Annotated in this window: 10 protein-coding genes, 1 tRNA gene and 3 rRNA genes; 13 read left to right on the forward strand and 1 reads right to left on the reverse strand. The window is 42.6% G+C overall.

The genetic code is table 11. The features are described 5' to 3' along the window. Positions 1 to 17 precede the first annotated feature (17 nt). The 8 genes from pgl to nfuA all read left to right on the forward strand — a co-directional run bounded on the left by pgl (position 18) and on the right by nfuA (position 6,705). A complete protein-coding gene (gene pgl / locus CKV69_RS08610) occupies positions 18 to 716 on the forward strand; it encodes a 6-phosphogluconolactonase (RefSeq protein WP_015702573.1) in 699 nt (232 codons plus the stop codon). Positions 717 to 881: 165 nt separating this feature from the next. Continuing rightward, a complete protein-coding gene (locus CKV69_RS08615) occupies positions 882 to 1,490 on the forward strand; it encodes a glutathione S-transferase family protein (protein ID WP_015702574.1) in 609 nt (202 codons plus the stop codon). Positions 1,491 to 1,673: 183 nt separating this feature from the next. Further along, a complete protein-coding gene (locus CKV69_RS08620; RefSeq protein ID WP_015702575.1) occupies positions 1,674 to 2,012 on the forward strand; it encodes a hypothetical protein in 339 nt (112 codons plus the stop codon). 263 nt (positions 2,013 to 2,275) lie between these two features. Continuing rightward, positions 2,276 to 2,668, forward strand: a complete 393-nt coding sequence (locus CKV69_RS08625; protein ID WP_005724388.1) for a GNAT family N-acetyltransferase — start codon at positions 2,276 to 2,278, stop codon at positions 2,666 to 2,668. A gap of 87 nt (positions 2,669 to 2,755) precedes the next feature. After that, the gene (gene gnd / locus CKV69_RS08630) at positions 2,756 to 4,210 is read left to right on the forward strand and encodes a decarboxylating NADP(+)-dependent phosphogluconate dehydrogenase (RefSeq protein WP_015702576.1); all 1,455 of its coding nucleotides are present in this window, start codon (positions 2,756 to 2,758) and stop codon (positions 4,208 to 4,210) included. 206 nt (positions 4,211 to 4,416) lie between these two features. Beyond that, positions 4,417 to 5,229, forward strand: coding sequence for a Cof-type HAD-IIB family hydrolase (locus tag CKV69_RS08635; protein WP_015702577.1), 813 nt, complete (start codon positions 4,417 to 4,419; stop codon positions 5,227 to 5,229). Positions 5,230 to 5,336: 107 nt separating this feature from the next. Further along, positions 5,337 to 6,023 carry a ComF family protein gene (locus tag CKV69_RS08640; RefSeq protein WP_005724393.1) on the forward strand — a complete coding sequence of 229 codons (687 nt, stop codon included), beginning with the start codon at positions 5,337 to 5,339 and terminating at the stop codon, positions 6,021 to 6,023. Positions 6,024 to 6,120: 97 nt separating this feature from the next. Further along, positions 6,121 to 6,705: a Fe-S biogenesis protein NfuA gene (gene nfuA / locus CKV69_RS08645; RefSeq protein ID WP_005724395.1), complete on the forward strand. Its 585-nt coding sequence runs from the start codon at positions 6,121 to 6,123 to the stop codon at positions 6,703 to 6,705. A 57-nt stretch (positions 6,706 to 6,762) separates the two neighbouring features. On the opposite strand, the gene CKV69_RS08650 is transcribed toward nfuA, so the two are convergent. After that, a complete protein-coding gene (locus CKV69_RS08650) occupies positions 6,763 to 7,404 on the reverse strand; it encodes a TfoX/Sxy family DNA transformation protein (protein ID WP_005752109.1) in 642 nt (213 codons plus the stop codon). A gap of 684 nt (positions 7,405 to 8,088) precedes the next feature. On the opposite strand from CKV69_RS08650, the gene CKV69_RS08655 reads away from it, so the two are divergent. The 5 genes from CKV69_RS08655 to def all read left to right on the forward strand — a co-directional run bounded on the left by CKV69_RS08655 (position 8,089) and on the right by def (position 14,290). After that, positions 8,089 to 9,630 (forward strand): 16S ribosomal RNA (locus CKV69_RS08655). A gap of 93 nt (positions 9,631 to 9,723) precedes the next feature. Beyond that, positions 9,724 to 9,799, forward strand: a tRNA-Glu gene (locus CKV69_RS08660). A gap of 225 nt (positions 9,800 to 10,024) precedes the next feature. After that, positions 10,025 to 12,924 (forward strand): 23S ribosomal RNA (locus CKV69_RS08665). A 152-nt stretch (positions 12,925 to 13,076) separates the two neighbouring features. Next, positions 13,077 to 13,192 (forward strand): 5S ribosomal RNA (gene rrf, locus CKV69_RS08670). Together the 16S, 23S and 5S rRNA genes with 1 tRNA gene alongside form the textbook arrangement of a ribosomal RNA operon. A 585-nt stretch (positions 13,193 to 13,777) precedes the next feature. Further along, positions 13,778 to 14,290: a peptide deformylase gene (gene def / locus CKV69_RS08675; RefSeq protein WP_005718266.1), complete on the forward strand. Its 513-nt coding sequence runs from the start codon at positions 13,778 to 13,780 to the stop codon at positions 14,288 to 14,290. Positions 14,291 to 14,304 lie beyond the last annotated feature (14 nt).

Below are 14,304 nucleotides of genomic sequence, written 5' to 3' on the forward strand. Positions count from 1 at the left end.
TTGAGTAAGGAAAGATCATGAATACAATCATTTTTGACAGTGCACAGCATGCCGTAGAGAAAATTGCACAAGAATTGTTAGCGTATAGCTTAGAAGGTCGCCCTGTGCATATTTCCTTATCCGGAGGCTCAACGCCGAAATTGTTATTTAAAACTTTAGCTCAAGCACCGTATAACACCGAGATTCAATGGAAAAATTTGCATTTTTGGTGGGGCGATGATCGTATGGTGCCACCAACCGATCCAGAAAGTAATTACGGCGAGGTGCAAAAATTGTTATTCGATCATATTCAGATCCCTGCAGAAAATATTCACCGCATTCGTGGTGAAGCCCCCGTTGAGAGTGAACTTCACCGTTTTGAACAAGCGCTAAGTGCGGTCATTCCTGGGCAAGTTTTTGATTGGATTATTTTGGGCATGGGAACGGACGGGCACACGGCCTCATTATTCCCGCATCAAACCGATTTTGACGATCCTCATTTCGCCGTGATCGCGAAACACCCTGAAACAGGGCAAATTCGTATTTCAAAAACAGCGAAATTGATTGAACAAGCAAAGCGGGTGACCTATTTGGTGACAGGTAGCAGTAAAGCCGAGATCTTAAAAGAAATTCAAACTACTCCGGCAGAACAACTGCCTTATCCTGCTGCGAAAATCAAAGCGAAGCATGGGGTGACGGAATGGTATTTGGATAAGGATGCGGCAAAATTACTGTAATGCGTCGTGAGATTTTTCAACATTTTTGCAAAGAGACTTGAAACAAAATAGACCATAGCGTTCGTTTTCAACGAGTGCTGAAAATGAAGGCTCTCGTTGAAAATGGCGCCATTTAGTGGGTAAGCTTAAGGTTCGCTCAGACAGCGCTATCAAAAGGGTAAAAGAATGTATCAACTCTATTTTAATCCACCAAAATCTTCATGGTCATTACGCGTTTGGGTGTTATTGAAAGAACTGGCAATTCCTTTTGAGCCTAAAATTGTACGTTATTTGGATGATTTAAGTGAACAACGCCAACAATTTAAGGCGTTTTCGCCGACTTCAAAAATCCCAGTATTGCATGCTGATGGTGTTGTCATTTGGGACAGTTTAGCGATTATCGAGTTTTTGGCAGAAAGTTATCCGCACGTGTGGGCGCAAGATAAGGCGACAAGAGCGTGGTCACGTTCTGCTTGTGCTGAAATGCACTCTGGCTTTGAAAATTTGCGTGAAATGTGTGATTTCGCCCCTTTAGCTCGCAAACCGTTACAAGAAATGCCCGCTGTGTTAAGCCAAGAGCTAACAAGGCTTAATCAATTATTAGAAGAAGGGTTAACCGCGTTTGGTGGTACGTTTTTAGCGGGCGATCGTTTTACCGCAGTAGATGCCTTTTTTCTGCCCGTTATGGCAAGAATTGAAACCTATGCGTTGCATCAGTATTTTGGCCCACAAGTGCTTGAATATCAGAAGATGTTAGTAAATTCAGCGAGTTTCCAAACTTGGCTTACGTTATAAAAGTGCGGTGGTTTTACAAGACTTTTTCAAAAACCACCGCACTTTTAAGATTACAGATTGTCATCTAAAACATTATTGAGTGCGAGCATTCTTACTTGCTGGTAATCTAGATGATAAAGTTGGGGGCTGAGACGAGCATAAACAGGTAGTTTAAGGTTAAAATGATAAAAAAGATGAGTTTAAATGATTGATTTGAATAATAAAAAATTCATTGCTTTACAAAACAGTGAGAATGGTGAAGTCAGTCAACAAACCTGTTTCCACTATTTTCAGCAAGGTAAAATGATTTGGGCAGAATATGGGGGCGGTGAAATTGCGAAAGGCTTTTTGATTGGCAAATGGATAAATGAAACCCACATTGAATTTACCTATCAACATCTAAATAAGAAACTGGAAAATCGTTTGGGGCGTTGTGTAACCTTATTTCAATATACCGAACAAAGTAAATTGCTCGGTATAGAACGTTGGCAATGGCTTGATACTTTAGAGAAAGGTGAATCTCAGATTATTGAGATTGAATAGGCTATGATAAATAAATAACAAGTGGTGAGATTCTCAACGTTTTTACAAAAATAGCGCTTTTAAAGGGGAAAATGGTGTAAAAGAGTGAGTTTTGAACAAAGATTTGGCAAAAAGCCTTGATATTGAAATTGTGCAAAATCTCTTGAAGATTCTCCTTTATAACCGAAAAATAAAAATCACCATAGAGCGGGTATTCTTGTCCACCGATGAGAGTTAGATTTTAAGGCTCTCGTTTAAGACGAGAGCAGTCCAGTGGTAATTAAATGATTACATATAAAACGAACGTACTCATTTCAGTACAGCAATATACCGATTTATTGAAACAAACGAGCTTAGGTGAAAGACGACCTATTGATAAGCCTGAGCAAATTGAAATGATGCTAAAACAAACCGACGTTTTAGTGACAGCGTGGTATCAGGATACTTTAGTTGGACTTGCTCGCTCGGTGACAGATTTTGCTTACTGTTGCTATTTGAGCGACTTAGCCGTTAGTGAGCAGTGGCAAAAACAAGGGATCGGGAGACAACTCATTTTTGAGACCCAAAAAGCGCTTGAGCCCACTTGTAAAATTATTTTACTGGCTGCGCCACAAGCCGTGGATTATTACCCACATATTGGCTTTGTACAGCATCCAAGTGCTTGGACGAAAATATAGTCATATACAAACATTAGCGGTCTGCGTAATAAAATGTTTTAAAATCAGACCGCACTTTAATTATTCTTATGGTTACAGGAGAACAACATGTCAGTAAAAGGTGACATCGGCGTTATCGGCTTAGCGGTAATGGGTCAAAACTTAATTTTAAATATGAATGATCACGGCTTTAAAGTAGTGGCATTTAACCGTACGACTTCGAAAGTCGATGAGTTTTTGCAAGGTGCGGCAAAAGGCACGAATATTATTGGTGCGTATTCGTTGGAAGATCTTGCCAATAAATTGGAAAAACCGCGTAAAGTGATGTTGATGGTGCGTGCCGGTGAAGTTGTGGATCAATTCATTGAGGCATTATTACCTCACTTAGAAGAAGGCGACATCATTATTGATGGTGGTAACACGAATTACCCAGATACAAACCGCCGTGTCGCGTATTTACGTGAAAAAGGGATCCGTTTTATTGGAACGGGCGTATCTGGTGGTGAAGAAGGGGCACGTTTCGGACCTTCGATTATGCCGGGCGGTGATGAATCTGCATGGGAACACGTGAAACCAATTTTACAAGCGATTTCAGCCAAAACAGATAAAGGCGAAGCTTGCTGTGATTGGGTTGGTCGTGATGGTGCTGGGCATTTCGTCAAAATGGTGCATAACGGGATTGAATACGGCGATATGCAATTAATTTGCGAAGCGTATCAATTCTTAAAAGAAGGCGTAGGCTTATCTGATGACGAATTAGAAACAACTTTCAAAGCGTGGCGTAACACCGAATTAGATAGCTATTTAATTGATATCACGGCGGATATTCTTGGCTATAAAGATGAAGATGGCAGCCGTTTAGTCGACAAAATTTTGGATACCGCAGGTCAAAAAGGAACCGGTAAATGGACGGGGATTAATGCCCTTGATTTCGGCATTCCATTGACTTTAATCACGGAATCTGTCTTTGCCCGTTGCGTCTCGTCTTTCAAAGAACAGCGTGTGCAAGCCTCTCGCCTATTCAATAAAGTGGTCGGCAAAGTAGAAGGCGACAAAGCAGCTTGGGTTGAAGCGGTGCGTAAAGCCTTATTAGCGTCAAAGATTATTTCTTATGCTCAAGGTTTTATGCTGATTCGTGAAGCGTCAGAAAACTTTGGCTGGCACATTAACTACGGCGGTACAGCATTATTATGGCGTGAAGGTTGTATTATTCGTAGCCGTTTCTTAGGTAATATCCGGGATGCTTATGAAGCCAATCCGGATCTGATTTTCTTAGGTTCAGATGCCTACTTCAAAGGTATCTTAGAAAATAGCTTAGGCGAATGGCGTAAAGTGGTGGCGAAGTCGATCGAAGTGGGTATTCCAATGCCTTGTATGGCGTCTGCGATCACTTTCTTAGATAGCTATACGAGTGAACGTTTACCAGCGAACTTACTACAAGCACAACGTGACTATTTCGGTGCACATACTTATGAACGTACGGATAAACCACGTGGTGAGTTCTTCCATACTAATTGGACAGGTCGTGGTGGTGATGCCGCATCGACCACTTATGATGTGTAAGTAAATTTACTGATATCATACCGCACTTTTATGCTGAATCTTAAAAGTGCGGTGCTTTTTAAAAAAGTTTCATACTGTGAATCAGATGAACAAGTTGAGCAGGAAAGTTCAGGGCGAACAGAGCAAACGATAAAGTCCCACTCATCTTCTTTCACGCCACAATACTTTCCTGAAGCTGTATTTTCATTCAATTTAGAAGGAAGAGTATGCGCATTCCTAATTATCGTGACCAAATTAAAATTGTCTTTTTTGATATTGATGAAACATTACTCGTTAAAGACGAAGACTATATTCCTGCGACGGTGGTCCCCGCTATTCGAAAATTAAAAGAAAATGGCATTGTACCTGCTATCGCAACGGGGCGTACCTTGTCTAACTTTCCGCCTAAGATTAAAGGATTGATTGAGCAAACGGACATGAATTTGTTTGTAACAATGAATGGTCAATATGTGAGTTATCAGAATGAGCCAATCAGGAAGCATCCTTTATCTAAAGCAAAAATCCAAGAGTTCGTTGATTTTTGTGATCAACATCAGATTGTTTATGCGCAAGTGTCACCGACAGATACCGCAGTTTCAGCGATAACCGATCAAGTTCGTGATGCATTGGATCCGCTAAAAGGGCATTATCATGTAGATAAAGACTATTTTAAACATCATGATGTTTTTCAGATACTGGCTTTTTATGATGCTACGCAAGATCAATTTGTCCAAGATTCTGGTGTACTGAAAGGATTACAATCGGTACGCTGGCATAAATACTCGGTTGATTTATTTGATGAAAAAATCTCAAAAGCTACGGGTATCGCTTGTGCAATTCAACATTTTGGCTTTGCAATGGAAAATGTGATGGCATTTGGTGATGGCTTGAATGATATTGAAATGTTAAGCACGGCAGGAGTGGGTGTTGCAATGGGGAATGCACATCATCAGCTAAAAACAGTAGCCGATCATGTCACCTTACCGATCAAAGAACATGGCATTGAGTATTTCTTAAAACAAGCTAAATTGATTGACTAAATTTATTTTACTTTTGCGATGCGTGTCGCAAAAGTAACTTATTCTTTTGCCCTTTTAATATCCTGTGCTTTAGTCTGTAGTCATTTTATGTCAAGCAAAGGATACCTATGCGGGGATTTGGTTTTTGTTGTGTTCACTGCCAGCAACCGTTAGCCATTGCACATCATGGATTATGTAGTCGCTGTAATCAGCAAATCAGACGTTTTGCTTATTGTGGCCATTGTGGTAAGGAATTAACACGAGATGCACTACGTTGTGGGCATTGTTTACAACATAAAGCCAGTTGGGATCGCATGGTGATCGTTGGTCACTATGTCGATCCCTTATCTTGTTTAATTCACCGTTTTAAATTCCAACATGCCTTCTTTTTAGACCGTACTTTAGCACGCCTGCTGTTATTAGCGCTCTACCATGCAAGACGTACTCATGGACTTATTTGGCCAGAAATACTTTTGCCGGTGCCTTTACATCGTTTACGCCATTGGCAACGTGGTTACAATCAATCTGCGTTGATTGCAAACTATCTTGCGCATTGGCTAAAGATACCCTGCGATCATGATTTTCTACAGCGTATTAAACATACTCATACGCAACGTGGTTTAAGTGCAACGGAACGAAGAAAAAATTTACGCCACGCATTTCGTCTTCATCCAAAAAGCCAAACGCATCGCTATCAATCTGTTGCATTAATTGATGATGTAATTACAACAGGTGCAACGTTGAATGAGTTGGCACTCTTATTAAGAAAAGCAGGTGTTGAGCATATTCAAGTTTGGGGATTAGCAAAAACGTAAGGAAAGATTTATTACTGTAAAAGGTAGAAAAAAAAACGAACTCGGAGTATCATTCTTGACAATCTTACTCAAGTATTCACATTCTTTAGGATAGTTTATGCAAAAAATTATGATTTCCGATGCGGCTCAAGCGCATTTTCGCCGTTTGCTTGATCAGCAAGAAGAAGGAACTCACATTCGCATTTTTGTGGTTAACCCAGGCACCCCCAATGCTGAATGTGGTGTGTCTTATTGCCCGCCCAATGCAGTAGAAGCGACGGATACGGAAATGCAATATGCTTCATTTTCAGCTTTTGTGGATGAAATCAGCTTACCTTTTTTAGATGAGGCAGAAATTGACTATGTCACTGAAGAATTAGGCGCACAGTTAACATTAAAAGCTCCGAATGCCAAAATGCGTAAAGTGGCTGATGATGCCCCTTTACTTGAACGAGTTGAATATGTGATTCAGACACAAATTAATCCGCAACTTGCAGGACACGGCGGACGTATTACATTAATTGAAATCACTGAAGATGGCTATGCCATTTTACAATTTGGTGGTGGCTGTAATGGTTGTTCTATGGTGGATGTGACATTAAAAGATGGCATTGAAAAGCAATTACTCAGTTTATTCCCGGGAGAGTTGCAAGGTGCGAAAGATGTTACAGAGCATCAACGTGGTGAACATTCTTACTACTGATCCTGACTGATATTCTTTGAAGTAAGGCTGGTTTCTTATCAAACCAGCCTTCTTTATTTAGATTTGTTTAATTTTGCGTAATCCTGCTTCATCTAAAGCAAGATTAAGATGCACTAAAAGCTGTTGTTTTTCTGCCACAGTGATTAAATTGACATTTTTATTTTCTAGTGCAGCATGAAATGCCCAGAAGATGCCAATATCGGCAGTAATCCCTTTCTTTTTTAAACGGATGTAAGCATTCTTTGCACCTAATGCCTGGAAAGTGGCAACATCATAAATTTCCACTTTTTCTAATAATCGTTCATGTTTAATCGATAAGTTAGGCAACTCTTTAATGCGATTTTTCTTTGCCAGTGCTTCAGCCCGTTTTTGATCTTTTATTTGCCGGAGAGATTGCTCTAGGATTTGTTTGTAAAGGGATTTATCTGAGGTAATTTTACGAGGAAGGCGATAATAACTGGATATGTTTAATTTAGAAGGCGCTTGTTTTGCTAAATAACTTGCTGCCCCCTGTGATTCTAAAAATAAGGCTAGGTCTCCTTCCGCCTTCAGGTAGAACACATTATTTTGATACAAACCGAACATTATTTTTTCATGAAATAATCCGTAGCTTGCAAATAAACCTTTTGCTGTTACTTCTCCAATCAGTTCACTCAATATTTTTCGGATCTCTAATGTTTCTTTTTCTGTTTTCGTCATAGTAACTCATCCTATAGTTATATTGCTGACAATAATGTATCTCATGCTCATAACCTTGAGCGATGAACGTTATAACATATCTTTGTTTTATTGAGCAAAAAATATGATTAGGCATAAATAACATGATGTTTTTGTGGTCAATTGAGTAATGCCTGCACATAAAGAAATGAGATGACAATGTATTATTTGATGAAACAAGGTGATGGAATAAATTGAGGTAAAGTATATTACTACTTACGTTTTGACACATAACATGTATAAACAGTGAACAAATCATGGCATATTTGCTTTTTTTGATTAAAAAAATAGCACTTGATCCGAGAAAATAGAAAAACATCAAAAAAGATCTTGATCCTAAATCTGAAATCCCTATAATGCACCTCCGCACCGCAAGGGAGGCAAGCGAAAGGAAAGCGTAATGCTTTTTGTTGTTTTAAAAGGTAAGCAGTCTTTAAAATAAAATGGCTTGACATAGAATAGAGATTTGATTATCATTTTCGTCCTTGCTTAGTGCAACGTTCTTTAACAATCTAACAGACAATCTGTGTGGGCACTTGTTGATTGATTTCATTTAAAAAAATTTTAAAATTGAAGTCTTAATAGGTGCTTAATACTGAAAATTCATGATACTTTTGAAGTAAATGTAAACTTTTAGCTAAGCAGTTTATTGAGCGATTGAACTTTGAATTGAAGAGTTTGATCATGGCTCAGATTGAACGCTGGCGGCAGGCTTAACACATGCAAGTCGAACGGTAGCAGGAAGAAAGCTTGCTTTCTTTGCTGACGAGTGGCGGACGGGTGAGTAATGCTTGGGAATCTGGCTTATGGAGGGGGATAACTGTGGGAAACTGCAGCTAATACCGCGTATTCTCTGAGGAGGAAAGGGTGGGACCTTAGGGCCACCTGCCATAAGATGAGCCCAAGTGGGATTAGGTAGTTGGTGGGGTAAAGGCCTACCAAGCCTGCGATCTCTAGCTGGTCTGAGAGGATGACCAGCCACACTGGAACTGAGACACGGTCCAGACTCCTACGGGAGGCAGCAGTGGGGAATATTGCGCAATGGGGGGAACCCTGACGCAGCCATGCCGCGTGAATGAAGAAGGCCTTCGGGTTGTAAAGTTCTTTCGGTAATGAGGAAGGGATGTTATTAAATAGATAGCATCATTGACGTTAATTACAGAAGAAGCACCGGCTAACTCCGTGCCAGCAGCCGCGGTAATACGGAGGGTGCGAGCGTTAATCGGAATAACTGGGCGTAAAGGGCACGCAGGCGGACTTTTAAGTGAGATGTGAAATCCCCGAGCTTAACTTGGGAACTGCATTTCAGACTGGGAGTCTAGAGTACTTTAGGGAGGGGTAGAATTCCACGTGTAGCGGTGAAATGCGTAGAGATGTGGAGGAATACCGAAGGCGAAGGCAGCCCCTTGGGAATGTACTGACGCTCATGTGCGAAAGCGTGGGGAGCAAACAGGATTAGATACCCTGGTAGTCCACGCTGTAAACGCTGTCGATTTGGGGATTGGGCTATATGCTTGGTGCCCGAAGCTAACGTGATAAATCGACCGCCTGGGGAGTACGGCCGCAAGGTTAAAACTCAAATGAATTGACGGGGGCCCGCACAAGCGGTGGAGCATGTGGTTTAATTCGATGCAACGCGAAGAACCTTACCTACTCTTGACATCCTAAGAAGAGCTCAGAGATGAGCTTGTGCCTTCGGGAACTTAGAGACAGGTGCTGCATGGCTGTCGTCAGCTCGTGTTGTGAAATGTTGGGTTAAGTCCCGCAACGAGCGCAACCCTTATCCTTTGTTGCCAGCGATTCGGTCGGGAACTCAAAGGAGACTGCCAGTGACAAACTGGAGGAAGGTGGGGATGACGTCAAGTCATCATGGCCCTTACGAGTAGGGCTACACACGTGCTACAATGGTGCATACAGAGGGCAGCGAGAGTGCGAGCTTGAGCGAATCTCAGAAAGTGCATCTAAGTCCGGATTGGAGTCTGCAACTCGACTCCATGAAGTCGGAATCGCTAGTAATCGCAAATCAGAATGTTGCGGTGAATACGTTCCCGGGCCTTGTACACACCGCCCGTCACACCATGGGAGTGGGTTGTACCAGAAGTAGATAGCTTAACCTTCGGGGGGGCGTTTACCACGGTATGATTCATGACTGGGGTGAAGTCGTAACAAGGTAACCGTAGGGGAACCTGCGGTTGGATCACCTCCTTACCTAAAATGGAACGACTGCAAGTGTTCACACAGATTGTTTAGTAGATTGTATGAATGAAATATATGGCAAAGTGGAGAGCATCTTTACATGTTGTCCCCATCGTCTAGAGGCCTAGGACATCGCCCTTTCACGGCGGTAACCGGGGTTCGAATCCCCGTGGGGACGCCATTTAAAGATGACTTTTGTTGTCTTTACTGTTCTTTAAAAAATTGGAAACAAGCTGAAAAACTGAAGAGATTTTCGAAAGAAAGTCTGAGTAGAAAAATCTTGCATGAAAAAAGGCATGCAAGTGTTTAGCGTTTAAACACAACATCAAGGTGATGAAACTTGATTAATGCATTAGCAAAGGTTAATGGATTAATTGAGATTAAGTAAGAATACTTGAGGTTGTATGGTTAAGTGACTAAGCGTACAGGGCGGATGCCTTGGCAATCAGAGGCGATGAAGGACGTGCTAATCTGCGAAAAGCTTGGATGAGTCGATAAGAGGCGTTTAATCCAAGATATCCGAATGGGGAAACCCAGTAGATGAAGAATCTACTATCAATAAATGAATACATAGTTTATTGAGGCGAACCGGGAGAACTGAAACATCTAAGTACCCCGAGGAAAAGAAATCAACCGAGATTCTGTGAGTAGCGGCGAGCGAAAGCGGAAGAGCCAGTAAGTTTTAGCTAGCATATTAGAGGAATTGGCTGGGAAGCCAAATCAAAGAGGGTGATAATCCCGTACTCGAAAGTATGTTAGTGGAACTAAGCTTACGATAAGTAAGGCGGGACACGAGAAATCCTGTTTGAAGATGGGGGGACCATCCTCCAAGGCTAAATACTCCTGATTGACCGATAGTGAACCAGTACTGTGAAGGAAAGGCGAAAAGAACCCCGGTGAGGGGAGTGAAATAGAACCTGAAACCCTGTACGTACAAGCAGTAGGAGCGAGGGCAACCTTGTGACTGCGTACCTTTTGTATAATGGGTCAGCGACTTATATTTTGTAGCGAGGTTAACTGAATAAGGGAGCCGAAGGGAAACCGAGTCTTAACTGGGCGTTGAGTTGCAAGGTATAGACCCGAAACCCGGTGATCTAGCCATGGGCAGGTTGAAGGTTGGGTAACACTAACTGGAGGACCGAACCGACTAATGTTGAAAAATTAGCGGATGACTTGTGGCTGGGGGTGAAAGGCCAATCAAACCGGGAGATAGCTGGTTCTCCCCGAAATCTATTTAGGTAGAGCCTTGAGCGGACACCTTCGGGGGTAGAGCACTGTTTCGGCTAGGGGTCCATCCCGGATTACCAACCCGATGCAAACTGCGAATACCGAAGAGTGATACTCAGGAGACACACGGCGGGTGCTAACGTTCGTCGTGGAGAGGGAAACAACCCAGACCGCCAGCTAAGGTCCCGAAGTCTATATTAAGTGGGAAACGAAGTGGGAAGGCTTAGACAGCTAGGATGTTGGCTTAGAAGCAGCCATCATTTAAAGAAAGCGTAATAGCTCACTAGTCGAGTCGGCCTGCGCGGAAGATGTAACGGGGCTCAAATATAGCACCGAAGCTGCGGCATCAGAATTTATTCTGTTGGGTAGGGGAGCGTTGTGTAAGCGGATGAAGGTGGCTCGAGAGGGTTGCTGGACGTATCACAAGTGCGAATGCTGACATAAGTAACGATAAAACGAGTGAAAAACTCGTTCGCCGGAAGACCAAGGGTTCCTGTCCAACGTTAATCGGGGCAGGGTGAGTCGGCCCCTAAGGCGAGGCTGAAAAGCGTAGTCGATGGGAAACGGGTTAATATTCCCGTACTTGGATAAACTGCGATGTGGGGACGGAGAAGGTTAGGTTAGCAGACTGTTGGATGTCTGTTTAAGGTGGTAGGTGGAAGACTTAGGCAAATCCGGGTCTTTATAAACACTGAGAGCTGATGACGAGGTCTTAAGGGACTGAAGTAACTGATACCCTGCTTCCAGGAAAAGCCACTAAGCTTCAGGTTTATCTAAACCGTACTGAAAACCGACACAGGTGGTCAGGTAGAGAATACTCAGGCGCTTGAGAGAACTCGGGTGAAGGAACTAGGCAAAATAGCACCGTAACTTCGGGAGAAGGTGCGCTTACAGTAATTGTAGTCCCTCGCGGATGAAGGTGAAGTAAGTCGAAGATACCAGCTGGCTGCAACTGTTTATTAAAAACACAGCACTCTGCAAACACGAAAGTGGACGTATAGGGTGTGATGCCTGCCCGGTGCTGGAAGGTTAATTGATGGTGTTATCGAAAGAGAAGCTCCTGATCGAAGCCCCAGTAAACGGCGGCCGTAACTATAACGGTCCTAAGGTAGCGAAATTCCTTGTCGGGTAAGTTCCGACCTGCACGAATGGCATAATGATGGCCAGGCTGTCTCCACCCGAGACTCAGTGAAATTGAAATCGCCGTGAAGATGCGGTGTACCCGCGGCTAGACGGAAAGACCCCGTGAACCTTTACTATAGCTTGACACTGAACATTGAATTTTGATGTGTAGGATAGGTGGGAGCCTTTGAAGCAGTGACGCCAGTCATTGTGGAGGCGACCTTGAAATACCACCCTTTAACGTTTGATGTTCTAACGAAGTGCCTGAAACGGGTACTCGGACAGTGTCTGGTGGGTAGTTTGACTGGGGCGGTCTCCTCCCAAAGCGTAACGGAGGAGCACGAAGGTTTGCTAATGACGGTCGGACATCGTCAGGTTAGTGCAATGGTATAAGCAAGCTTAACTGCGAGACAGACAAGTCGAGCAGGTGCGAAAGCAGGTCATAGTGATCCGGTGGTTCTGAATGGAAGGGCCATCGCTCAACGGATAAAAGGTACTCCGGGGATAACAGGCTGATACCGCCCAAGAGTTCATATCGACGGCGGTGTTTGGCACCTCGATGTCGGCTCATCACATCCTGGGGCTGAAGTAGGTCCCAAGGGTATGGCTGTTCGCCATTTAAAGTGGTACGCGAGCTGGGTTTAGAACGTCGTGAGACAGTTCGGTCCCTATCTGCCGTGGGCGTTGGATGATTGATTGGGGCTGCTCCTAGTACGAGAGGACCGGAGTGGACGCATCACTGGTGTTCCAGTTGTCTCGCCAGAGGCATTGCTGGGTAGCTAAATGCGGAAGAGATAAGTGCTGAAAGCATCTAAGCACGAAACTTGCCAAGAGATGAGTCATCCCTGACTTTAAGTCAGTAAGGGTTGTTGTAGACTACGACGTAGATAGGTTGGGTGTGTAAGTGTAGTGATACATTGAGCTAACCAATACTAATTGCCCGAGAGGCTTAACCATACAACGCTCAAGTGTTTTTGGGTGTTGAGTGAGATGTTAGACGAAGACGAAGAAGAGAAAATTACTTTAGACAGCTTGTTTTTGATTAAAGTGCGAGAGTGAAGAAAGCACGAAGGAAGAACAGAAGAATAGAGAAGACATCAACCGAATATCTTGGCGGCGATAGTGCAGTGGACCCACCTAACTCCATGCCGAACTTAGAAGTGAAACGCTGTAACGCCGATGGTAGTGTGGGGCTTCCCCATGTGAGAGTAGGACACCGCCAGGTCTGAATGAGAAGAAACCTCAAGTAGAGATACTTGAGGTTTTTTTTGTGTTTGGAGAGAGTGGGGATATGGGGAGAGTGTCATTCGCATAACAAGAAGTATAGTCATTACCCAAAAATCAAGCAGGACTAAGCAGTAATACAGTAATTAAGAAGCAATTAAGAAACAGCAATTAATGAGCAGTCAAGAGGCAATTAGGCAGGTTGTTTGGGGGAGTCGTCGCTTTGTGTTGGAATTAGACCTAAATTAGGATTGCAGTGTATTGGGGTATTAAGCATGAGAGCCGATTGATTGGCTGTATAAGGTAACGAGTTTGTTGTTGAAAGTGATAGCATGTCAGTTAACTACAATCAATACAGCAAGTAAAGCAAATACAGTCAATACAGAGAAAGAGAGAAATGTGAAAATACATAGTTTTTTTCTATTTTTTGCATCTTCAGTCAGCTAGAAAGCTGATTTAATCCCTTTAGTAAGGCTAATTTGGTAGCATATTTGATATTTTTAGTTTGGGGAAAGTTTTTGTAAAAAATCAAAAAAAGAGTAGAATAATTAAAATTTTTTTATTGCATTTTACACAAAGAGAAATTATGGCGCGATTAAATGTACTTGTTTATCCAGATGAACGTTTGAAAATCATTGCGAAACCTGTTGTAGAGGTAAATGACGAAATTCGTGAAATTGTGGATAATATGTTTGAAACAATGTACCTTGAAGAAGGGATTGGATTAGCAGCAACACAGGTTAATATTCATCAACGTATTATTACGATTGATGTGGAAGGTACGAAAGAAAACCAGTATGTGTTAATTAATCCTGAAATTATTGATAGCTGTGGTGAAACAGGGATTGAGGAAGGCTGTTTATCTTTACCTGGATTCCGCGGTTTTGTGCCACGTAAAGAAAAAGTCACGATTAAAGCGTTGGATCGTCATGGCGAAGAATATACGTTGAGCGCCGAGGGGCTATTGGCGATCTGTATTCAACATGAAATCGATCACTTAAATGGCATTGTGTTTGCTGATTATTTATCACCGTTGAAACGTCAACGTATGAAAGAAAAATTGCTGAAACTCCAAAAACAATTAGCAAGACAGAAGTAATTATTGATACCCAC

It is taken from the genome of Pasteurella multocida, from assembly GCF_900187275.1.
Taxonomy (GTDB): domain Bacteria; phylum Pseudomonadota; class Gammaproteobacteria; order Enterobacterales; family Pasteurellaceae; genus Pasteurella; species Pasteurella multocida.

Bases quoted from the DNA above. Each gene is read 5' to 3' on its own strand.
- pgl (WP_015702573.1), top strand. From the start codon at position 18: ATGAATACAATCATTTTTGACAGTGCACAGCATGCCGTAGAGAAAATT.
- CKV69_RS08615 (WP_015702574.1), top strand. From the start codon at position 882: ATGTATCAACTCTATTTTAATCCACCAAAATCTTCATGGTCATTACGC.
- CKV69_RS08620 (WP_015702575.1), top strand. From the start codon at position 1,674: ATGATTGATTTGAATAATAAAAAATTCATTGCTTTACAAAACAGTGAG.
- CKV69_RS08625 (WP_005724388.1), top strand. From the start codon at position 2,276: ATGATTACATATAAAACGAACGTACTCATTTCAGTACAGCAATATACC.
- gnd (WP_015702576.1), top strand. From the start codon at position 2,756: ATGTCAGTAAAAGGTGACATCGGCGTTATCGGCTTAGCGGTAATGGGT.
- CKV69_RS08635 (WP_015702577.1), top strand. From the start codon at position 4,417: ATGCGCATTCCTAATTATCGTGACCAAATTAAAATTGTCTTTTTTGAT.
- CKV69_RS08640 (WP_005724393.1), top strand. From the start codon at position 5,337: ATGCGGGGATTTGGTTTTTGTTGTGTTCACTGCCAGCAACCGTTAGCC.
- nfuA (WP_005724395.1), top strand. From the start codon at position 6,121: ATGCAAAAAATTATGATTTCCGATGCGGCTCAAGCGCATTTTCGCCGT.
- CKV69_RS08650 (WP_005752109.1), bottom strand. From the start codon at position 7,404: ATGACGAAAACAGAAAAAGAAACATTAGAGATCCGAAAAATATTGAGT.
- def (WP_005718266.1), top strand. From the start codon at position 13,778: ATGGCGCGATTAAATGTACTTGTTTATCCAGATGAACGTTTGAAAATC.